The sequence below is a fragment of the Desulfovibrio sp. Huiquan2017 genome, assembly GCF_017351175.1.
Taxonomy (GTDB): domain Bacteria; phylum Desulfobacterota; class Desulfovibrionia; order Desulfovibrionales; family Desulfovibrionaceae; genus Pseudodesulfovibrio.
This window is the reverse complement of the sequence record NZ_JAFMPN010000001.1, coordinates 158,299-177,773: the sequence shown is the minus strand read 5'-3', so window position 1 is coordinate 177,773 and position 19,475 is coordinate 158,299. Positions and strand designations below refer to the sequence as shown.

Below are 19,475 nucleotides of genomic sequence, written 5' to 3'. Positions count from 1 at the left end.
ATCTCCCACATTCCCCGGATGGTGATGACATAGCCTGACCGAAAAAAAGAGTCGAGTAAGAATGAACATGGCGACCGCCAACATAAATCTATGCCAAGCGTATGAGAATGCGTAAGTGATTGGAAAAAAGAAAAAGATAAACTCTTCACCGCGATTTCAAACACTTATGGCAAAACATTGCCATCATTGACTTTTTTATTAATTCGTGTCATATAATAGTCATCGAAGTCTCTCGGTGACTATATGCATAATCAACACTTCCTGCTTGAAGCGCAGGCACGCAAAATATCCCTTCCGGAAGTCGCGGAATGGGATGACGAAACGGTTCGCGCCACGTTCCAGGAACTACGGTGGCCCGAGACCGACGGGGAATCTGTATGCCCTGAATGTGGGTGTGTTGATCCCCACTACTACCTGCAAACCAGGAAACAATGGCGGTGCAAGGGGTGCGGCCACACCTTCTCCTTGACCAGCGGCACCTGGCTGGCATCCACCAAGCTGCCCTTGAAGAAGATCCTTATGGGCATCGTGGCTCTGGCCAATGCGGTCAAGGGGATGTCGGCCTTGCAGCTCATGCGTCACATGAACGTCCAGTACAAGACGGCCTATGTATTCTACCATCGTTTGCGAGAAGCCTTATATGCGGCGCGGCCTGAGTTCCCGGCATGGACCGGGAAGGTCGAAATCGATGGGGCGTATCTCCACTCCTCCACCCGGCTTTCCAATCGCGCAAAGGACCGCAAAACACTGTCCAAGAAGTCTCCGAAGCCATCCAAATGCATCTTGGTGCTTCGCCAGCGGGGCAACCCCGGCGAGGGGGCCATACGCACCCTGACCTATGTCATCGACACGGAGAACTCGGCTGACATCATGGATATCGTGGAGCAGCAACTGGTGAAGGGATCGGAAGTGATCACGGACCAACATGGTTCCTATACGGATTTGATGGCATATTTCGACCACACCCAGGTCAACCATGACATCGAGTTCGTCGGCCCCAGCGGGGAGAACACCAACCAGGCCGAATCCTATTTCAGCCGTCTACGCCGCTTCATCCGTGGGCAGGTCCATCATCTCAGCGTGGAATATCTGGACCTGTATGCCAATGAAATCGCCTACCGGGAAGATGTCAGGCGCTGGAACAACCGGCGTACGTCCTTCGACATGATCACCAAGCTCCTCACCCTTGTGAAGTCAAAGCCCCGGTTCCGGGGCTATTGGGACCGGACAAGCCGCAGCGGCGATGCACAGCCGTCCTTGGCCCTGGCGGCCTGCCCCTTCAACGCCCACAGCGATTCGCCGGATTCCGTCTTGCCGACCTGGATCGTGATCCGGTACCGCATCAGTGCCCGCTTCACGTGCGGACGGTAATCCTGCAACAGCTTTTTGCGTCTACGCACTTCATCTGTGACCTGCCGTGTGGTCATGGGGGCATTCGCGTTCTTCAGAATATCCAAAATCATCCGTTTCAGTTCGCCATAGCCGAATGTTCGTGTGTAGACCTGCCTGGGGCGGGCCAATTCCATGTCGCACGCGATGCCCAGCATCAGCATGGTGCAATCCAGTGTGTCGATTTCGGTCTGCTTGTCAGCTATCTGTTTTTCCAGGTCCAATAGTTCACGGGACAACAAAGACCGCTTCTTGGAAAGTGCCACTAATACCGGTGATCTACGTGTTCTATAAGTCATGCCCCCATCTTACGACGGGGCATGTTCTATCTCAAGATGAGCCTTGTGCGGCTCCTACATAATGCCGTTTGGGACTCATCCCGTCGGCTTCCTTATTGCGAAGGGTGGACAAAGGGGGCCGCGTCGGATCGCAGTCCGTCATCGAAGGGTGGAGAGAAGGCTGTCGATCATCGTTTTTGCCTGTGGGCAGACGGACGGCGTTTTGGCGGGAATCTTTCCGCCGCCTACAGGGCGATCCAGTGCAGGCGCCCGGAATCCCCGTCCGCCCGGGCTGTGGCGGTGAATGCGATGCCCATGCGCGTGAAGCCGGGGCGACCGTCCTCCAGGGTGCGGACCTCGCCCGCGTACCAGTATGGCTTGAAGGTCTTTTCCCGGAAATTGAACATGAACAGATTGATGACCACCGGGGTGGATACGGTGCAGGTCTCGGGAACGAGCCGGTTGAGCACAGACAGTCCGAGCCCGCCGTCAGAGATGTTGATGACCGCGTTGGCGCCCTGCCCCGGGCCGTCCGTGGCGAATGAGTTGACTCCGATCTGCGGGGCCGCGTCCTCGAAGGTCAGGTCCGAGTCCTGCGGCGAGGCGGTCCATAGCTTGACCCGGATGAACTGCTGGTCGGCCACGCGCTTGCGTTGGTGCTTGCGGCGCGGGATAAGCGCGTAGTCCGTGGGGCCGGCAAGGACCAGCCGGTCCGTCTCGCGTCCCGCGCGATCCGATTCCATCAGGGTGGCCGTGAAGGAATTGATCCGTCCCTTGCGCGTCTTCATGGGAGCGAACACGCAGACCAGGTCGTGGCCCGGCTTCGTCCGGAGGACGTCCAGCCGCTCGATGATCTCGCACTGGATCTTGTTGGATTTGGCGGCCGTGATCACGCAGCGCACGGCCACGGACTCGTCGTCCGGTCCGGCCAGCATGTCCACGACCGCGCCCTTGTGCTGCAGGGTGCGCGGGATGCCTGTACGCGTGGATGGCGGGTTGTGCCGGGGGCGGCGCAACAGGCGTAGTCCGATGAACAGCAGGATGAGCGCCGACAGCCCGAGGAGTGTGCCGCCGATCATGCGAAGCTGGTCCGGAGACGCGTCGGGAAGGAGTAGGGCGATGAGCCGCTCGAATTGTTCCTCGGCGGATGAGAGGAGTTCCTGAAGGTTCATGGCGTGCGCTGACTAGAAGTTGACGAATTGCTTCTTGGCTTCAAGAACCTTGCCAAGGTAGCGCCGGGTTTCTTCGAAGGGAAGCTCCCTGCGCAGCTTTGCGTACACGCCCGCAGGTTGCAGGGCGTTGATCTTCCCCGCCGCCCGGGTTTTGTCCGTGTCGAAGGTTTGGAGTACTCCGCCCGCGCCGCCGTTGTATCCGGCGATGACGCAGTATTCACGCGATACGGGGTTGGTGATGGCGCTCAGGAAGCGGGTGTCCAGGAGGTGCAGGTAGGCCGTGCCGTAGGTGATATTGGTCGGCGGCTCGAACAGGTCCCCGCGCGAGGGCTGTCCGGCCTTGCCGTGCAGCAGCCGGTATACGTCGCTGCCTGCCGTGGATGGGACCACCTGCATCAGCCCCACGGCCGAAGCCCCGCTCACCGCGAACGGGTTGAAGTCCGATTCGACCTTCATGATGGCGTAGATCAGATTTCGGCTGACCTTGAACCGTTTGGCGTTTTTTGCCACCAATTCCCGGTATTTGGCCGCACGCACGTTGAGATGGTCCCCGACCATGTGAAAGGTGACGGAACGGGCGGTCCGGCCCTCGACTTTGCGCGTCTTGAGGGCGTTCGCGATGAGGTGATCGGCATATCGCTCGGCCCGCCATGCCCAGCGGATGTCCTTGCCATCCGCGTCCTTGACCTCACCGAACAGGAATGGGGTCTCCCCGAGTTTGATGGTCTTGGCCGAATAAAGGTCCACGGCGCGCGGGTCGCCGGGCGTGAGCAGGGTGGTCACGATGGCGTTGCGCAGGCTTTTGAGCGGTTCCTTGTCGGCCACGGTCTCGACCACGATTTCCCCGGTGTCGAAATCCACGCTGGCCCTGGAAAGATAGTTCTCCGTGTACTTGACGTATTGTTTGGGCGCGGGTACCCGGACGTTGTCCGCGCCCCAGACGCCGCCGACGGTCTTGATGAAGTCTTCCACGAGCTTTTGGAAGTTTTTCAGGTCGTTGCCCAGGGCTGCGGGGTTGCTCGCGTAACCGATGGCCTTGTTCCGGGCCAGGGATTCGGCCGCGGCCGCCGGGTTGCCCGTGGCGGCGGCGCGGGCGATGCGCAAGGCATCGTATCGGGAACAGGAGACGAGCAGGCAGAGCAGGGCCAGAATGGAAATGATTCGTGTCATATTGTTGTGATGATTGTTTTGTTTGACACCATGTTGCCGATCCTTAATGTCCCGCTGAATCATACGTTTAACTCTTCAAGTGTTCAACCAAGTGCAGAGGGCTGCACCAAGGATATCTTCATGCCTACCCATCCGGAGGTCGAGCGGATACCGCCCGATCTGGAACAATTGCTGGATCGATTTTTTGCCGTGTCCCGAGATGATCTCCAACGGATGCGCAACGCCTTGCATGTCCGGGATTTCGAAACCCTGGTCCGCCTGGGCCACACCGCGCGCGGGACCGGCGGCGGTTACGGTTTCAAGGGGATGGGCCGCATCGGACACGACATCGAACTGGCCGCCCAGAAAGGCGATTCCGACGCTCTGGCAAAGCATATGGATACCCTCGCCCATTACCTCGATACCGTCCAGGTCGAATTCGACGGCTAGAAAAAAAGGTCTCCGGGAGTGGGCCGCGACGGCTTGAGGGCTGTTGACTTGCGGACGCCGCGCGCTTGGCCGGCGTAACTTTCGGCGGCGTTTCCCCTCTTCATATCTTTGCGACAACACCGCATGCACGCGTTCACTCCCGCGATGGGTGTCGAACGTTTCAAGAAAAGACGGGGACGGGGGAAGGCAAAGCCCCCTTCCGAAGGGTTTTGCCTTCCCCCGATCGCCGGAGGCTCCTTTTAGAGCAGCTCCATGGCGGCTTCGACGGTCCAGTCCTGGTGGACGACCTTGTTCAGGGCGGCCACGATTTTGGCCGGGTTGGGATGCTGGAAGATGTTTCGGCCCACGGACAGGCCGGAGCCGCCCGCCTGGATGGAGTCGTGGACCATCTGGACGAGGTCGCGTTCGGAGTCGAGCTTGGGGCCGCCCGCGATGACCACGGGCACGCAGCACCCTTCAACCACGCGGGAGAAGGTCTCGGGGTCGCCGGTGTAGTTGACCTTGACGATGTCCGCGCCGAGTTCCACGCCCACGCGGGCGCAGTGGGCCACTATCTGTGGATCGTATTCGTTTTTGATCTTGGGACCGCGTGCATACATCATCGCCAGGACCGGCATGCCCCATTCGTTGGCTTCGGAGCAGAGCGCGCCGAGGTCGGAGAGCATCTGCGGTTCGGTTTCATCGCCGAGGTTGACGTGTATGGATACGGCGTCCGCGCCGAGTTTGAGGGCGTCGGTGACCGAGCCTACCATGGTCTTGGCGTTGGGGTGGGGCGACAGGGATGTGGATGCGGACAGGTGGATGATCAAACCGATGTCCTTGCCGCCCGCGCGGTGGGAACAGCGGGGAATGCCTTTGTGCATGAGCACGGCGTTGGCCCCGCCCTCGGCCACCTGGTTGACGGTCTCGCGTAGGTCCACGATGCCGTAGATGGGGCCCACGGTTACCCCGTGGTCCAAGGGGACCACGATGGTCCGGCCGTTGTTGCGGTTCATGATGCGTTCCATCCGAATGGCTTTCCCGAGATGCATGACGTCGCTCCTTGTTGCTTCCGGCTGCGGCGCGGCCCAAAAAGAAAGAGGCCGCGGACTATGCCCGCGGCCTCTTGGTTTGTTCTTCGTTGTTTATGAACTAGCGCACACCAAGACCGCAGACGTTCCTGATAAAGCTAAAAAAGAAAAAGAAACGGGCGGTATTGCTGTGCATGCGTTTCAAGTAGCCGTTTTATGCAAGCTCTGTCAAGCGACGTTTCCGTGACGTGATCAGTCGATGACGGCCACGCACTTGAACTCGACCAGGCCGCCCAGGGGCAGGGCGGCCACCTGCACGGCGGCGCGGGCGGGCTTGTGTTCGGGAAAATACTCGGCATAGATGGCGTTCAGCTCGGCGAACCGGCTCATGTCCATGATGAACACGTCCACGGCCAGGACCTTGTTCAGGGAGGATCCGGCCTCTTCGAGGATGGTTTTGATGTTTTCCAGGGCCTGGCGGGTTTGGGCTTGGAAACCCTCGGCCAGCTTGCCTTCGGCCGGGATGATGCCGAGTTGCCCGGACACGTACAGGGTACCGTTCACGGCGGAGGCTTGAGAGTAAGGACCCACGGCGGCCGGGGCCTTGTCGGTATGGACGAGTTGGATATCGGACATGATGTTCTCCTTGTCGGTGGTTATTTTCCGGTCCACAGGTATGCGGTGCGGGCGCGTTCTGGCACGCGGCGGACGATCTGGACGATGATGGTCATGGCCAGTATGGCGAAAATGAGCCGCCCCCAGAGCACGCCGCTCAGGTGCCCGCCTATAAGTATGATCAGCAGCGTATCCTCGATGAGCGAATGGCACAAGCCCATGAAGGTCAGGGAATAGAAGATGTCCTCCTTGCCCAGGCTCCCGTTGCGGGCCTCGCTGATGATCAGCCCGCCTCCGTAGGAAAGTCCCATGGTCAGCCCGATGACCGTGATGGCCGAGGCTTTGGGCCCGATGCCGATGAGGTCGAGCACGGGTTTGAGGATGCGGTTCATGAGGTCGATGGCCCCGATGGCGCCGAGGACGCGCATGATGGAGATCAGGGCGAAGATGATGCAGAAGATGGACGCCAGGTTTCGGATTTGGCCCAGGGCCCAGGAGGCGATGGAGCCGGTCCCGGCCGTGGGGTCGGTCTGGAAGAGCATGACCGCCGGACCGCTCAGGGTGCCGGAAGCCGAATAGATCAGGTGAAGCAGCCAGGCCAGGACGAAAGCTCCGGTCATGCGCACGAAACATTGAAAGAGGAAGCGGGCTCCGGAACGGTCGGCGATGGCGGTTTCCACCGGCAGACCGTGGGCCACGAGCATAAGCACGCCGAGCACCGTGGCCTGGGCGGCGGTCAGATGGACATCGCCGATGAGCGAGGTCAGGACGATCATGCCGGTGTAGATGTTGTTGATCAGGGTGGTGGCCCAGACTAGTCCCATCTCGGCGGGCAGACCGAGCGCGCCCATGATGGGTTCCAGGGGCCAGGCCAGATACCGGATCAGGCCAAACTCCTGGAGAACCTTGACCAGGACGAGCACCGGAATCATGATTTTGAACAATTGCAGGCAGGCGTCCACGGTCTCGTGGAAGATGGCCTTCAACGTCGTGAAGAGTTTCGTCACAGCGGGGCTCCTTTACGGTGCGGAGGATAGGGTATTGAAGTGCAAAAGAAAAGAGTCCTTCTCCTCTTTTCGGTACGCCCGCTCGGCTTTTCCAACAGGAAAGGGCGCCGCATTCGCGGCGCCCTTTTTTATGGTGATGTGTCGGTCGGGCGTTACAGGAAGGCCTTGGCGACGTTGAAGCCGATGACGGCCATGACGTAAGCCAGACCGGTGGAGCCGACCACGCTGAAGGCGGCCCATCGCCAGCTCGATTCGCGGGCCATGGTCACCACGGTCACGAAGCAGGGCGCGTAGAGCATGGTGAAGATGATCAGGGCGATGGCCGTGGCTGCGGAGAAGTCCGGGTCGGCCACCAGCCGGTCGGACAAGGGCTGGGCTTCCTCGGCGTCCACTTCGCCCAGGGAGTAGGCCGTACCCAGGGTGGAGACGATGACTTCCTTGGCCGCGAAGCCGCCGGTCAGGGCGATGTTTACGCGCCAGTTGAAGCCGGCCAGTTCGGAGATCGGCTCCAGAGCGGTGCCGATGCGGCCCGCGTAGGTGTGGCGGATGGCTTCCTCGGCCTCGGTGTTGTCGATGGTGGCGATCTGCTCCTCGGACTGGGCCGCGGCGCGTTGGGCCTCGTACTGGGCCACGCGGTCGGCGGGCAGTTCGGGGAAGGTCATCATGGCCCAGATGAGGATGGAGATGCCCAGGATCACGGTACCGGCTTTCTTGGCGTATTCCCAGGTGCGTTCCCAGGTATGGATCAGCACGCCCTGGAGAGTGGGCATGCGGTAGGGCGGCAGTTCCATGACGAACGGGGTGGACGCGCCCTTGATGACCGTGGAACGCAACAACCGGGCCACGAGCAGGGCCATGGCCCAGGCGGACAGGGTGATGATCAGCATGATCGCGGCCGAGTCCTCGGGGAAGAAGGCGGCGGCGAGCATCAGGAAGACCGGAACCTTGGCGCCGCAGGTCATGTAGGGGGCCACGAACAGGGTGGCCAGTTTTTCCTTGGGCGAACGCAGAGTACGGGTGGCCATGACGCCGGGTACGGCGCAACCGCCCGCGATGCCGCCGGAGACGATGAAGGGCAGCACCGAGGTGCCGTGCAGGCCGAATATCTTGAAAATGCGGTCGAGCATGTAGGCCATGCGGGCGATGTAGCCGGAGTCCTCCAGGGCGGAGATCATCAGGAACATGAACATGATCAGCGGCACGAAGCCGAGCACGCCGCCAACGCCGTCGATGATGCCGGAGACGATGAGCGATTGCAGATGTCCCTCGGGTATCAGGTTGGTGGCCGTGTCGCCGAGGAAACCGAACAGGGCTTCCAGCCAGCCCATGGGAATTTCACCCACGGCGAAGGTCACCTCGTAGATGAGGTAGACGACGGCGAGCATGATCAAGGGGCCGATAAATTTGTGGGTCAGGACCTTGTCCATCTTGTCGGACCGGCTGATGCGGTCGGCGCTGGAGGCGGGGTAGGTGACCACGTCCTTGATCATGGCGGCGATGAAGCCGTAGCGGTAGTCGGCGATGAGCGCGTCGGGCCGCATGTTCAGGGTCTTGCTGGTGTGGTCGGCCACTTCGCGGGCCATGGCCTCGAGCTTTTCCGAGAGCGTGGTGTTGGCCAAGCGCCCCTTGACGATGACATCCTCGTCGCGTTCGAGGTACTTGATGCCGACCCAGCGGGCGGGTGCCTTGTCGGTCAGGAATTCGGCTTCCTGGATCATCTTTTCCATCTCGCACAGGACCGGGTCGAGGTCCGGGCCATAGGAGATGTTCAAGGGCTTCCATTCGCCGCCTTTCTTTTCGGCCACTTCAAGGGTGGAGCGCAGCAGCTCCTGGGCCCCCTGGCCGGAGCGGGCCACGGTCTCGACCACGGCGCAACCGGACAACTCCTCAAGGCGCGCGCTGTCGATCCGTTTACCGGACTTGCGCACCTCATCCATCATGTTCAGACCGAGGATGAGCGGTACGCCGAGTTCCAGGATCTGTACGGCCAGGTAAAGGTTCCGTTCAAGCGCGTCGGCGTTCATGATGTCGATGACCGCTTGGGGGCGGTCCTCCACCAGGAAGTTCCGCGCGACCAGCTCTTCTTGGGTGTAGGCGGTCAGGGAATAGGTTCCCGGCAGGTCCACGAGCTCGACGGAATCGGCTCCGACATGGATATGGCCGACTTTTTTCTCGACGGTCACGCCGGGCCAGTTGGCCACGTGCTGACGTGCCCCGGTCAGGGCGTTGAACATAGTGGTTTTGCCGCAGTTCGGGTTGCCTGCGATGCCGATGGTGTATGTACCCATGCGTTTAGTCCTCCAGAGGGGTGACGGTGATGTGGTCAGCCTCGCTGTTGCGCAAGGTCAGGGTGAAGTCGCGGAGTCTGAGGGCCACGGGGTCGCGCAGGGGCGCCTTGCCGATGACCGTGACTTCGGTGCCGGGGATAAGCCCCATGTCGCGGATGCGGCGGCCGAGTTCCCCGTCTGCGGTTACCGTGCGGATTTTGAGTTTCTGGTTGACCTTGGCTTTGCGTAAACACATGTCTTGAGCCATTTTTTTATATCCTCGAAAAGCGTTTGTTGAGAATTGTTCTCAATGGTTGGTCAAAAAAAATTACCTTGAACCGCAGCAGTCGTGCTTGCCTGGGCCGTCCTTTGCGCCGGAGCACGAACCGGATTGTCCGCACCCCCCGCAACCGCATGAGGGTTGCTTGGCGGTGAAGGATCGCAATAGTCGACGGCCCACGAAAAAGGCCGCAATGGCAATTATGGCCCCGACAATGATGGTGTCGAGCATATGAATTCCCCCAAAGTTTTTTCCGGCAACAACGCCGGACAACCACTTGATAGTGATGTTGAGAATCAAAGTCAAGTAAAATGCCAAAAAAAAGCGGATCGGTCGGAGCGTTTGAACAGCCCGGTATCCCTTGTCTTCCGCTGTGTTTTATGGTCAGATGCCGTTGTTTGCGCGCGTATAGTAATGATATTGTCAGCGCTCGGCAACCATTAACACACGGAGATCCCCATGGATGATGACGGAAGGGAATTCATGCAATGGATCGATGTCCTGGCCAAGGGGATCATCGCGGGCGCGGCCATCGGCTACCTTTTCAGCTTTACGGATATGATGGCTCCGGGCAAGGCCGTGGCTCTGGGCGGCCTGGCGGGCTGTCTGGCCTCCATTACCTTCAAGAACCGCCAGGATGACCGCAAAAAATAGGGCGGAGCCTGCAACGGCCGCGCCTGACGAGTCCGCTCAAAGATAGGCATGAACGTCTCCGCTTCCGCATTATTGTTTTCGCCTGCTGCGGCCACTGGAGCCCGTTTGAGGGTGAGAAGGCGGCCTTCATCTCGTTTTTACCTGAACCGTTTGATTGGCAGGTTTCCCGCCCGGGATCCGGGGGCGGACGGGGTGTGCTTTTTTCGACGGGATCGGCTATCAGACAAACGGCAGTGATCGGGATCAACCGTAAACGCATCAACAACTGGACAGCATACGTCGTCGGCGCATATGGCTTGCCGTGGCTTGTGCGTCGTTGGGCTCCCGGTGTTTTCCGCATTGCTCCGCGCCGGACCATGTCGAGTGCGGATGCCGTCGTCCTCGAATCTAAAGGGTTCGGGATGCGTACCGACGAATATCGATTGGGGAAGGCGGCCTGGTATTGCGCCGAGGCCGTTTTGCTTGGAAAAATAATTTGCCGCCCATGGGGCCCATGACAAAAGACAATAGCATCCATATCCACCCGAAGCGCATACTTGTCTGTCAATTGCGACAGATCGGCGACGTGCTGCTTTCGACTCCCTCCCTGCGACTGCTCAAAGAGAAGTACCCGGAAGCAGAGATCGATATGCTTACCGAGAAGAAATGCGCTCCGGTGCTGGAGAACAATCCGCATTTGAGCCGGGTTTGGCCCATTGACAAGAAGGCTTTGAAAAATCCCTTCACGGCCTTGAGCTACTATGCGGAAATTGGCAGGGTGGAGTACGACTTGATTGTGGATTTTCAGCAGCTTCCCCGTTGCAAATGGGTACTGCTGTTTTCCCATGCCTCGGTAAGGCTTACATATACGCCTCCATGGTATAATAAATTTCTGTATACCCATTGGTCGGACATGACCCCGGGGTATGCGGCCCTGGCCAAGGCGAGCGTTCTCTCTCCCCTCGGAATCAAGTGGGACGGGCAGCGGCCGGAAATTTTCCTCACCGACGAGGAGCGCGTCCAGGCGCGGGCTCTCCTTGAGCGGGAAGGGTTGTCGGGGGTGCCGTTCATCACCGTGGGGCCCAGCCATCGCCGCGAGACCCGCCGATGGCCCGCGGGGCATTATGCGGGCCTGTTCAAATTACTGGAGGACCGGTATCCGGCTTTGAAGGTCCTCATTCTCTATGGGCCGGGGGAGAAGGATCTGGCGGAGCAGATCCTTTCGGAAAGCGGCGGCAACGTCCTGCTCCCCGAAGCGATGCTGACCCTGCGCCAGATGGCGGCGGTCATGGAAAAAGCGGTGCTGCATCTGGGCAACTGTTCTTCCCCCCGCCACTTCGCAGTGGCGGTCAATACGCCGAGCGTGACCATCCAAGGAGCAACCAGTACCGCCTGGCGATTCCCCAGCAGCGACCATTTGAGTCTCATCCGGCAGGAGGGATGCCATATGTGCAACCGGAATACCTGCAAGCTCGGGACATTCGAGTGCCTTCGGGAGTATGCGCCCGAGCGGGTACTTTCCGAATTTTCGGACTTTCTCGACACGTGTTTGGAACGCCGTGGAGGCGATCAATGAGCGATTCTCTCTTGATGTCGTTCACATTGTCGGCGGGTTGCCGTTTGGCGGAGTGAGGGACCGACTCTTCAACTTGGCCGTGGCTCCTCTGAGGGCGGCGTATGTTATTACGAAGGTTTGCTCGTGACGCATGTGGAAGGGGTGTTCTGTGGCCTTCCGGCGGTGATTTCGGAACATGTCCCGTCCATTGAAATCGCGGCCCCGTCCTCGCTGGTCTGCTCCACGCGGGTTGAGGACGTCGCGGCTAAATTGCTGCAGGTGTTGTCCGATCCGCAACTGCATGACACGCTCTCCCAGGCGGCGCTTTCCATCGCTCCGGAGTATTCCATGGAGAAGTATGTCGAGAAGCTGCTGGCCATTTACCGGGAGTTTCTCCAGGCGGGCGCGTAGCGGGATTCTTTTCCCGTCGATCGGAGGGGAGGCGGCGGGCGCGATTCGTAGACGTTACCCGAAAAATGCAATGCCCCGAAGGGGGTGTGATCCGGGCCGGAGGGAAGTCCTTTTCCTCCGGCCCGGTTCTGTCTGGTTATGTTCTGTCCCGTTTGCGGGGGGCCGTGCGGAGGTCCATCGGGATGGACCTGATTCCGTAAAGCCTTTTCGCCGGGTATTCTACAATATCTGGCTCAGGAACAGCTTCGTCCGCTCGTTTTGCGGGTTGGTGAAGAAGTGTTCCGGGGTGCCCACCTCGACGATCTTGCCTTCGTCCATGAAGACCACCTGGTCGGCCACTTCGCGGGCAAAGCCCATTTCGTGGGTGACCACGACCATGGTCATGCCCTCCTTGGCCAGGGTCTTCATGACGTCCAGAACCTCGCCGACCATTTCGGGGTCGAGCGCCGAAGTGGGCTCGTCGAAGAGCATGACCTTGGGATCCATGGCCAGGGCGCGGGCGATGGCCACGCGCTGCATCTGGCCGCCGGACAATTGGCCCGGATAGTTGTCCGCCTTGGCATGGATGCCGACCTTGTTGAGCAGGGTCATGGCCTTTTCCGCGGATTCCTTCTTGCCGCGCTTACGCACCGAAGTTTGGCCCACGGTGACGTTTTCGAGCACAGTCAGGTGCGGGAAGAGGTTGAAGGACTGGAAGACCATGCCCACCTCCATGCGCACCTTGTTGATGTTGGTCTTGGGATCGAGAACATCCACGCCGTCGATCATGATGTGTCCGGAATTGGCCTTTTCCAGCCGGTTCAGGCAGCGCAGGAAGGTGGACTTGCCGGATCCGGACGGGCCAATGACCACGACCACCTCACCGGGGTTGATGTGGTAGGACACGTCGTGCAGGGCCTGGACCTCGTGCGGGACGAAGAAGGTTTTGAAGACGTTTTTGACATCAATCATGGCTAGGCCTCCGCTGTCCGTTTTTCAAGGTGTTGGACGAACATGGACAGGGTGAAGGTGATGACCAGGTAGAGCACGCCGCATACGAACCACAGTTCGTAGGGCATCAGGCTGGTGGTGACCGCCTCGCGGGTGGCCTTGGTCAACTCGCGGATGGCCATGACGCCGAGCAGCGAGGAGTCCTTGATCAGGCTGATGAATTGGCCTGCCAGCGGCGGCAAGATGCGTTTGAAGGCCTGGGGCAGGATGATCCTGCGCATGGCCGTGACCTTGGTCATGCCCAGCGAGCGCGCTGCCTCCATCTGTCCCTTGTGGATGGATTGGATGCCCGCGCGGACGATCTCGGCCACGTAGGCCCCGGCGAAAATGGCCAGCGAAGCCACGCCGAACCACAACTCGGGAATTTGGAACAGGCCCGCCTTGATGAGCAGGTTATTCAGGATGGTGCCGAGGACGAAGTACCAGATCATGATCTGGACCAGGAGCGGGGTACCTCGAATGAGTTCGATGTAGGTGATGGCCGACATCTTCAGGAACGGGTTGCTCGATATTCTCGACAACCCGGTGAACAGGCCGATGAGGATGCCGAAGAAGATCGAGAGCACGCTGACCTCGATGGTGATGAGCGTGCCTTCCAGCAACAGGCCGATCTTGCCTTCGGTATATGTGCCGAGGGTATCGCCCATGAACACGGTCTCGCCTTCGCTCACGTTCAGGTTGGAGTCCGGGACCGTGTAGTATTCCGAATTCGTGCCGTCGGAGACGATGACCACGGAGTCGTCGTCTTTCCTGGTGATGGAGGTCACGTCGCCTTCCATCTCGGCGTTTACGTTGACGGTGTCCACATAGTAGAAATATTTGGGAATGCGGTTCCAACGCCAGATATAGTCGGTCTGGGTGGTGGCCCAGTAGAAGCCCAGGCACACGACGATGAGCGTGACTGCGTATGCCACTTTCCAGAACAGATTCCTGTCGAACTCTTTCTTGGGTTCGACCTTCGCGGTTTCATTCATTGTAAGCTCGATGGGGTAGGTGCGCGAAAAAAACCGGGGGTCGCTGTGCGCGACCCCCGGACAATCGTTCGGTGATTACTGGATGTTGTTGTACCAGTCGTTGGAGCCGAACCACTTATTGTAGATCCGCTCGTAACGGCCGTCATTCTTGATCTGGACGATGAAGTTGTTCAGCCAGTTCAAGAAATCGGGATCACCCTTGTTGATGGCCCAGCCCAGCGGCTCATAGGTGAAGGGCTCCTTCAGGAGAACCATGCCTGCATCCTTGCCGTGCTGGCTGTAGAAGATGGAGGTCATGGGCAGGTCGTAGACCGTGGCGTCGGCTTTGCCGTTCATGGTTTCCAGCATGGCCTGGTCCTCCATCTCGAAGGATTTGTAGGTGGCCTTGGGGAAGAGGCGCTTGGCGGCCTGTTCGCCGGTGGTGCCCAGCTTGGAGGTGATGACGACGCCCGGTTGGTTCAGATCCTTCCAGGATTTGAACTTGTCGGCGGACTTCTTGGCGATCAGAGCGGTCTGGCCGACGATGATGTAGGGGGAGGCGAAGTTGACCTTCAGGTTGCGCTCCTGGTTGATGGTCATGCCGGAGGCGATGAGGTCGTACTTGCCGGAGAGCAGGCCGGGGATGATGCCGTCCCAGGCGGTGTTGATCAGTTCGAGCTTGACGCCCATGGCTTTGGCCATTTCTTTAACCATGTCGACGTCGAAACCGACGATGTTGCCCTTTTTGTCAGTCATTTCAAAGGGCATGTAGCCGGCTTCGAGGCCCACGCGCAGGGTGCCGCTTTGGACGATTTGCTCCAGGGTGGATTTCTTGGCGAGTTCGATGTCGGCAGCCTGAGCGGACATGGCGGCGCACAGCAGCAGAGACAGCACGGCCACAAGGGTAATAATGCGTTTCATCCTTTCCTCCAATGAAACAGTAGGTTGGTTGGTGGTTGGTATCCTCGGCCCCTGGTTCCGTCCGGGTACACGGCCTATGGGCTTGGGTTCCTCTCCGTCGAATCCGTATTGAACGATTTTGTTCACAGAACGACAGTCCTTCCTACCCTCAATGTCCGGAAATTTCAAGATGGTTCTCGGTTGGCGACGGTTGCCGGGATCTCGTTTTGGGCCGAATATTTTGCGGAGATTCTGTTAAACGCAGAATAAGGGTCTGAATTGTCCGGGAATAAATCCCGCATGCAGGAAGTCTGTTCGGTCGTTTCGGAAAAAGATGAAAGATGCCGCCCGGAAAAATATATTTATCCTTTTTTTGGGCGCAGGATCAGGATAGGAAAGATACAGAGGTCAAAACGATCCCAAGATGAGCTTGCAACGGAGAAAAACATGCCCACAAGCAAGATATTGGTCGTTGAGGACGACGCTCTGGCGCAATTGGATATCAAGCTGGCCCTGGAGCGGGCTGGATATGACGTGGTCGGCATGACCTGCCGGGGGGAGGAGGCCTTGAGTCTGGCCGACCGGTTGGCCCCGGACATTGTACTCATGGACATTTTGCTCGAAGGCGACATGGATGGTCTTGAGGCTGCAGGTGAGCTGCGCACTCGTTTCGACATTCCCGTCATATTCCTGACTGTGGTGGTGGACGAGGAGACCCTGCACTGGGCCACGGTGACCGGTCCTTTCGGTTATCTGGTCAAGCCTGTGGACCACATCGAGCTGCGCGCGGCCATCGAGGTCGGGCTGTACAAGCACCAGATGGAACGGGAGCTGCGCAAGGCCAAGCAGGCCGCCGAAGCCGCCAGTCGCGCCAAGGCCTCGTTCCTGGCCACGGTCAGTCATGAACTGCGTACGCCCATGACCGGCGTGCTCGGCATGACCGAATTGCTGCTTCTGTCCGACCTGGGCGAGCCGTATCGCGAGAACGTCCGGCTCATCAAGGAATCCTCCATGGGACTGCTGTCGGTACTCAATCAGATTCTCGACTACTCCAAGCTGGAGGCCAGCTCCCTGACCGTCCGCAAGGTGGACTTCCGCATCGAGGACCTCGTCACCGGCGTGCTCTCGCAACACCGCCGGGCGGCCCAGGCCAAGAACGTGCGCCTGGAATACTCCATTTCCCCGGATATCCCGGACTGGGTGCGCGGTGATCCGTCCAAGCTGCGCCAGGTGATCGGCAATCTTGTCGCCAATGCGGTCTCATTTACGCCTTCGGGGCAGGTCTTGGTGGATGTTTCTCCGACGGCGGGGGAGGGGGGGGCGTCCTCGCCGGATGGTGCCTTGGCCGTGCAGGTCCTGGTCCGGGACTCGGGTGTCGGCATCCCCGGCGACAAGCTGGAAGAAATTTTCGAGAGCTTTCATCAGGGCGCGGACCATCTTCATCACGCCACGGGCGGCCTCGGCCTGGGGCTGGCCATCGCCAACCGGCTGGTGGAGTTCTTGGGTGGCACCCTGCGCTGCTCAAGCGAGGTGGGCAGGGGCAGCGTCTTTGCCGTGACCGTACCGCTGGAGCGCAGCCCCTATGAGGACTCCTCGCCGTCCGCCTCGGTTCTGGGCGAGGATTCGCCTCTTGCGGGCGTCAGAGTCCTGGTGGCCGAGGATGATCTGGTCAACCAGCGTTATCTGGTGCGCCTGCTTGAAAAGATGGGCTGCGCGGTCGTCCTGGCCGCGGACGGCGCGCAGGCTGTGAAGGCCCTCAAGGAAGGGCCTTTCGACATCGTGCTTATGGACGTGGAAATGCCCGAAATGGACGGCATTGAGGCTACCCGGCGCATCCGGGACCCGGAAATCGGCTGCCTGGACCCGGCCGTGCCCATCGTGGCCCTGACCGCACGGGCCATGTGGGGCGACGAGCAGCGTTGCCTGCACGCGGGTATGGATGATTATGTTTCCAAGCCGGTTGACGTTGACACCGTCGCCGCAATCATACAATCAACCCTGAAGAAGGAACAATTCCGGCCCTGCCGCCCCTTCCACGGAGCTTGAACGAAATATGAGCGAATCGAATGGTCCGGCCCCCCTGATCAGCGGGGGCATCTACAAGGTATTCCTGATCCTCCTCCTGCTGTTTTCCCTGTACCTGGGGTTCTCGCTGGTGGAACCCTTCATGCATACCATGATCTTTTCCACGGTGTTGGCCGTCCTGTTTACTCCGGTCTTCAACTGGGCCTTGAAGTTGTGCAAGGGACGGCGGACCTGGGCCTCGGCCCTGACCGTGGGGATTATCGTCTTCGCCCTGGTTCTGCCCTTGGCCTTCCTGTTCATGGCCCTGATCAGCCAGGGCGTGGAGTCTTTGGTCTCCCTGAACGCCTGGATCGCCCAGGGTTCCTACAAGTCTTTCCTCAGCCTGGAGATGCTCGACAAATACGCGAATCTTCTCCATGAGCAGTTGCCGTTCCTGCGCATTGACGAGGTCCAGATCCAGGCGGGTATTCTCCAATATTCCCGCGAGTTCGCCCAGAACATGCTGTCCTTCGGAACGTCTCTGGCCCGGGACGGGGCCAAGCTGGTCATGCATTTTCTGCTGATGGTCTTCATCCTCTTCTACTTCATGCGCGACGGCACCAAGATGGTCGCCTACATCAAGCGCCTCTCGCCGTTGCGGCCCAAGCAGGAGGATTATATCATCGACAGCCTGAAGCGGGTGGCCCGGGGTGTGCTCATGGGCTGCCTTCTGGTGGCCGTGCTCCAGGGCTTCGCTGGAGGGGTGGGGCTGGCCGTGGCCGGCATCCCGGCCTTTTTCTGGGGCGGCATGATGGCTCTTTCCTCGCTCATTCCCGTGCTCGGCACCGGTTTGATCTGGGTGCCCGCCGTGGGGTATCTGTTTCTCTCCGGGCAGTGGAAGCCGGCCCTTTTCCTGGCCCTGTGGTGCGGCATCTTCGTCGTCGGCATCGACACCATCCTGCGGCCCATCTTCATGCGCGAAGCCTCGCGCGTTTCGACCTTTTACATCTTCATCGCCATCCTCGGCGGCATCTACTCCTTCGGCATGCTGGGTATCTTTTACGGCCCGCTGATCCTGAGCTTCGTCATGGTCATGCTGCAAATCTACCTGGAGGAATACGCCGACGACCTGGACGATCACGAAGAGGCGATTTGATGATTTCCCGAAATTCGCTTTGCGTTTTGGCCTTGCTGGTCCTGCTCCCGCTCGCCGGTTGCGTGACCGAACCTCCCGCGCCGCAGCCCGTGCCCACGACTCCGGCTTATGTGCCCGTGGACGTGCGGGCGGCCAGGGGACTGACCTCCGCCTTGTCCCTCAAACCGCAGGGCCTGGCTTCATGGAAGGACCTGCGCCCCGGCATCACGGACAACCTGCGCTACATACGCTCCCGGCCGCAAGACGCGGTTTGCGTCAAAAAGCCGGGACTGCTTTTGACCTGGGGGCAATTGTACGATTCCGTGAGCGAACTCGACGCGTTGCTCGATCGGCTGGACGAGGATCCCTCCCTGTTGGCCGAGCGGTTCGCCTGGTTTCGGCTGGAGCCCGGGACATTGCTGACTGGCTATTACGAGCCGTGGCTCAAGGCCTCGCTGACCCCGGACGCGACCTACAAGTATCCGTTGTACGGCGTGCCCGGCGATCTTAAAGTAGCGGATCTGGGCCGGTTTCATCCGCGTTGGGCCGGACAGCGGCTGGTCTATCGTGTGGAAGGGGACACGATCAAACCGTACTACGGCCGCGCGGACATCGACGGGCAGGGCGCTTTAGCGGGCAAGGGTGACGAGATCGCCTGGGCCGCCGATCCGGTGGATGTCTTCTTTCTCCAGATCCAGGGGTCCGGCAGGCTGGATCTGCCCGACGGGACCTACAAGCACATCCTCTATGGCGGCAAGAACGGCCGCCAGTACGTATCCATTGGCCGGGTGCTCATCGAAAAGGGCTACATTCCCAAGGAAGAGATGAGCATGCAGCGCATCCGCGAGTTTCTGAACGCGCACCCTGACGTTGCCGAGGACATCCTCTTCCGCAATCCGAGCTACGTTTTTTTCCAGTTGGCGGACGAGGGGCCTTTCGGCTCCATCGGCTCCATCCTGACCCCGCGCGTTAGCGTGGCCGTGGACCGGCGCATGATTCCGCTGGGCAGCGTGCTCGCCCTGCGAACCTCGCTTATGGATTACGGCACCGGCGAGGCCGATCCGTTCTTTTCCCTGGTTCTGGCCCAGGATACGGGCGGAGCCATCCAGAACACGCGAATGGACCTCTTCTGCGGCACGGGCCAGGAGGCCGAGTCCCTGGCTGGACACCTGCAGGAAGGGGCCGAGGTCTTTATGCTCCTGAGTAAGCGGGTTATTGCCTCCCTGCCGGGCTGCATCGAATAGATTTTTCAACTCTGTTTCATCATCAAAGGAGGC

The 19,475-nt window shown here is 59.9% G+C and carries 20 protein-coding genes; 9 read left to right on the top strand and 11 right to left on the bottom strand.

The features are described from left to right. Nucleotides 1–243 precede the first annotated feature (243 nt). A complete protein-coding gene (locus J0909_RS00925; protein ID WP_207259721.1) occupies nt 244–1,371 on the top strand; it encodes an IS1595 family transposase in 1,128 nt (375 codons plus the stop codon). A gap of 541 nt (nt 1,372–1,912) precedes the next feature. On the opposite strand, the gene J0909_RS00920 is transcribed toward J0909_RS00925, so the two are convergent. Together J0909_RS00920 and mltC are read right to left on the bottom strand one after the other, a co-directional pair. Next, a complete protein-coding gene (locus J0909_RS00920) occupies nt 1,913–2,839 on the bottom strand; it encodes a hypothetical protein (protein WP_207259720.1) in 927 nt (308 codons plus the stop codon). A gap of 12 nt (nt 2,840–2,851) precedes the next feature. Continuing rightward, entirely contained in the window at nt 2,852–4,009 is a 1,158-nt protein-coding gene (gene mltC, locus J0909_RS00915; RefSeq protein ID WP_207259719.1) for a membrane-bound lytic murein transglycosylase MltC, read from the bottom strand. Nucleotides 4,010–4,129: 120 nt separating this feature from the next. On the opposite strand from mltC, the gene J0909_RS00910 reads away from it, so the two are divergent. Next, nucleotides 4,130–4,438 carry an Hpt domain-containing protein gene (locus J0909_RS00910; protein ID WP_207259718.1) on the top strand — a complete coding sequence of 103 codons (309 nt, stop codon included), beginning with the start codon at nt 4,130–4,132 and terminating at the stop codon, nt 4,436–4,438. Between the two features lie 239 nt (nt 4,439–4,677). Here J0909_RS00910 and J0909_RS00905 read toward each other — a convergent pair whose 3' ends face one another. After that, nucleotides 4,678–5,469, bottom strand: coding sequence for a 2-amino-3,7-dideoxy-D-threo-hept-6-ulosonate synthase (locus J0909_RS00905; protein ID WP_207259717.1), 792 nt, complete (start codon nt 5,467–5,469; stop codon nt 4,678–4,680). On the opposite strand from J0909_RS00905, the gene J0909_RS00900 reads away from it, so the two are divergent. Further along, nucleotides 5,468–5,695 carry a hypothetical protein gene (locus tag J0909_RS00900; RefSeq protein WP_207259716.1) on the top strand — a complete coding sequence of 76 codons (228 nt, stop codon included), beginning with the start codon at nt 5,468–5,470 and terminating at the stop codon, nt 5,693–5,695. The two genes, J0909_RS00905 and J0909_RS00900, sit on opposite strands and share 2 nt — an antisense overlap. Before the next feature lie 5 nt (nt 5,696–5,700). On the opposite strand, the gene J0909_RS00895 is transcribed toward J0909_RS00900, so the two are convergent. From J0909_RS00895 to J0909_RS00875, 5 genes are all read right to left on the bottom strand, one after another. Continuing rightward, nucleotides 5,701–6,084: a Rid family detoxifying hydrolase gene (locus tag J0909_RS00895; protein ID WP_207259715.1), complete on the bottom strand. Its 384-nt coding sequence runs from the start codon at nt 6,082–6,084 to the stop codon at nt 5,701–5,703. 20 nt (nt 6,085–6,104) lie between these two features. Then, the gene (locus tag J0909_RS00890) at nt 6,105–7,070 is read right to left on the bottom strand and encodes a nucleoside recognition domain-containing protein (protein ID WP_207259714.1); all 966 of its coding nucleotides are present in this window, start codon (nt 7,068–7,070) and stop codon (nt 6,105–6,107) included. A 152-nt stretch (nt 7,071–7,222) separates the two neighbouring features. After that, on the bottom strand, nt 7,223–9,358 hold the full coding sequence (gene feoB, locus J0909_RS00885) for a ferrous iron transport protein B (RefSeq protein ID WP_207259713.1): 2,136 nt from the start codon (nt 9,356–9,358) through the stop codon (nt 7,223–7,225). 4 nt (nt 9,359–9,362) lie between these two features. Beyond that, complete coding sequence (locus J0909_RS00880; protein ID WP_207259712.1) at nt 9,363–9,605, bottom strand: FeoA family protein; 243 nt, start codon at nt 9,603–9,605, stop codon at nt 9,363–9,365. A 60-nt stretch (nt 9,606–9,665) separates the two neighbouring features. After that, a complete protein-coding gene (locus tag J0909_RS00875; protein ID WP_207259711.1) occupies nt 9,666–9,848 on the bottom strand; it encodes a FeoB-associated Cys-rich membrane protein in 183 nt (60 codons plus the stop codon). 228 nt (nt 9,849–10,076) lie between these two features. Between J0909_RS00875 and J0909_RS00870 the strand changes: the two genes are divergently transcribed. The 3 genes from J0909_RS00870 (at nt 10,077) to J0909_RS00860 (ending at nt 12,216) form a co-directional block, all read left to right on the top strand. Then, on the top strand, nt 10,077–10,271 hold the full coding sequence (locus tag J0909_RS00870) for a hypothetical protein (RefSeq protein ID WP_207259710.1): 195 nt from the start codon (nt 10,077–10,079) through the stop codon (nt 10,269–10,271). 493 nt (nt 10,272–10,764) lie between these two features. Beyond that, complete coding sequence (locus J0909_RS00865; RefSeq protein WP_207259883.1) at nt 10,765–11,826, top strand: glycosyltransferase family 9 protein; 1,062 nt, start codon at nt 10,765–10,767, stop codon at nt 11,824–11,826. A gap of 162 nt (nt 11,827–11,988) precedes the next feature. Further along, entirely contained in the window at nt 11,989–12,216 is a 228-nt protein-coding gene (locus J0909_RS00860) for a glycosyltransferase (protein ID WP_207259709.1), read from the top strand. A 219-nt stretch (nt 12,217–12,435) separates the two neighbouring features. Here the strand turns inward: J0909_RS00860 and J0909_RS00855 are convergent, their stop codons facing one another. The 3 genes from J0909_RS00855 to J0909_RS00845 form a co-directional block, all read right to left on the bottom strand. Beyond that, nucleotides 12,436–13,167 carry an amino acid ABC transporter ATP-binding protein gene (locus J0909_RS00855; protein ID WP_207259708.1) on the bottom strand — a complete coding sequence of 244 codons (732 nt, stop codon included), beginning with the start codon at nt 13,165–13,167 and terminating at the stop codon, nt 12,436–12,438. 2 nt (nt 13,168–13,169) lie between these two features. Then, on the bottom strand, nt 13,170–14,180 hold the full coding sequence (locus J0909_RS00850; RefSeq protein ID WP_207259707.1) for an amino acid ABC transporter permease: 1,011 nt from the start codon (nt 14,178–14,180) through the stop codon (nt 13,170–13,172). Nucleotides 14,181–14,255: 75 nt separating this feature from the next. Then, complete coding sequence (locus J0909_RS00845) at nt 14,256–15,080, bottom strand: transporter substrate-binding domain-containing protein (RefSeq protein WP_207259706.1); 825 nt, start codon at nt 15,078–15,080, stop codon at nt 14,256–14,258. Between the two features lie 426 nt (nt 15,081–15,506). On the opposite strand from J0909_RS00845, the gene J0909_RS00840 reads away from it, so the two are divergent. From J0909_RS00840 to mltA, 3 genes are read left to right on the top strand one after another with little or no spacing between them, the layout of a single operon-like run. After that, a complete protein-coding gene (locus J0909_RS00840; protein ID WP_207259705.1) occupies nt 15,507–17,105 on the top strand; it encodes a hybrid sensor histidine kinase/response regulator in 1,599 nt (532 codons plus the stop codon). Between the two features lie 7 nt (nt 17,106–17,112). Beyond that, a complete protein-coding gene (locus J0909_RS00835; RefSeq protein ID WP_207259704.1) occupies nt 17,113–18,219 on the top strand; it encodes an AI-2E family transporter in 1,107 nt (368 codons plus the stop codon). After that, nucleotides 18,219–19,442, top strand: coding sequence for a murein transglycosylase A (gene mltA, locus J0909_RS00830; protein WP_207259703.1), 1,224 nt, complete (start codon nt 18,219–18,221; stop codon nt 19,440–19,442). The genes J0909_RS00835 and mltA overlap by 1 nt, the downstream gene beginning before the upstream one ends. Nucleotides 19,443–19,475 lie beyond the last annotated feature (33 nt).

Excerpts from the sequence above, each read along its gene's own strand:
- J0909_RS00895 (WP_207259715.1), bottom strand. The coding sequence starts at position 6,084 with ATGTCCGATATCCAACTCGTCCATACCGACAAGGCCCCGGCCGCCGTG.
- J0909_RS00840 (WP_207259705.1), top strand. The coding sequence starts at position 15,507 with ATGCCCACAAGCAAGATATTGGTCGTTGAGGACGACGCTCTGGCGCAA.
- mltC (WP_207259719.1), bottom strand. The coding sequence starts at position 4,009 with ATGACACGAATCATTTCCATTCTGGCCCTGCTCTGCCTGCTCGTCTCC.
- J0909_RS00905 (WP_207259717.1), bottom strand. The coding sequence starts at position 5,469 with ATGCATCTCGGGAAAGCCATTCGGATGGAACGCATCATGAACCGCAAC.
- J0909_RS00880 (WP_207259712.1), bottom strand. The coding sequence starts at position 9,605 with ATGGCTCAAGACATGTGTTTACGCAAAGCCAAGGTCAACCAGAAACTC.
- J0909_RS00855 (WP_207259708.1), bottom strand. The coding sequence starts at position 13,167 with ATGATTGATGTCAAAAACGTCTTCAAAACCTTCTTCGTCCCGCACGAG.
- J0909_RS00865 (WP_207259883.1), top strand. The coding sequence starts at position 10,765 with ATGACAAAAGACAATAGCATCCATATCCACCCGAAGCGCATACTTGTC.
- J0909_RS00920 (WP_207259720.1), bottom strand. The coding sequence starts at position 2,839 with ATGAACCTTCAGGAACTCCTCTCATCCGCCGAGGAACAATTCGAGCGG.
- J0909_RS00835 (WP_207259704.1), top strand. The coding sequence starts at position 17,113 with ATGAGCGAATCGAATGGTCCGGCCCCCCTGATCAGCGGGGGCATCTAC.
- J0909_RS00850 (WP_207259707.1), bottom strand. The coding sequence starts at position 14,180 with ATGAATGAAACCGCGAAGGTCGAACCCAAGAAAGAGTTCGACAGGAAT.
- J0909_RS00910 (WP_207259718.1), top strand. The coding sequence starts at position 4,130 with ATGCCTACCCATCCGGAGGTCGAGCGGATACCGCCCGATCTGGAACAA.
- feoB (WP_207259713.1), bottom strand. The coding sequence starts at position 9,358 with ATGGGTACATACACCATCGGCATCGCAGGCAACCCGAACTGCGGCAAA.
- J0909_RS00900 (WP_207259716.1), top strand. The coding sequence starts at position 5,468 with ATGACGTCGCTCCTTGTTGCTTCCGGCTGCGGCGCGGCCCAAAAAGAA.
- J0909_RS00845 (WP_207259706.1), bottom strand. The coding sequence starts at position 15,080 with ATGAAACGCATTATTACCCTTGTGGCCGTGCTGTCTCTGCTGCTGTGC.
- J0909_RS00875 (WP_207259711.1), bottom strand. The coding sequence starts at position 9,848 with ATGCTCGACACCATCATTGTCGGGGCCATAATTGCCATTGCGGCCTTT.
- J0909_RS00870 (WP_207259710.1), top strand. The coding sequence starts at position 10,077 with ATGGATGATGACGGAAGGGAATTCATGCAATGGATCGATGTCCTGGCC.
- mltA (WP_207259703.1), top strand. The coding sequence starts at position 18,219 with ATGATTTCCCGAAATTCGCTTTGCGTTTTGGCCTTGCTGGTCCTGCTC.
- J0909_RS00925 (WP_207259721.1), top strand. The coding sequence starts at position 244 with ATGCATAATCAACACTTCCTGCTTGAAGCGCAGGCACGCAAAATATCC.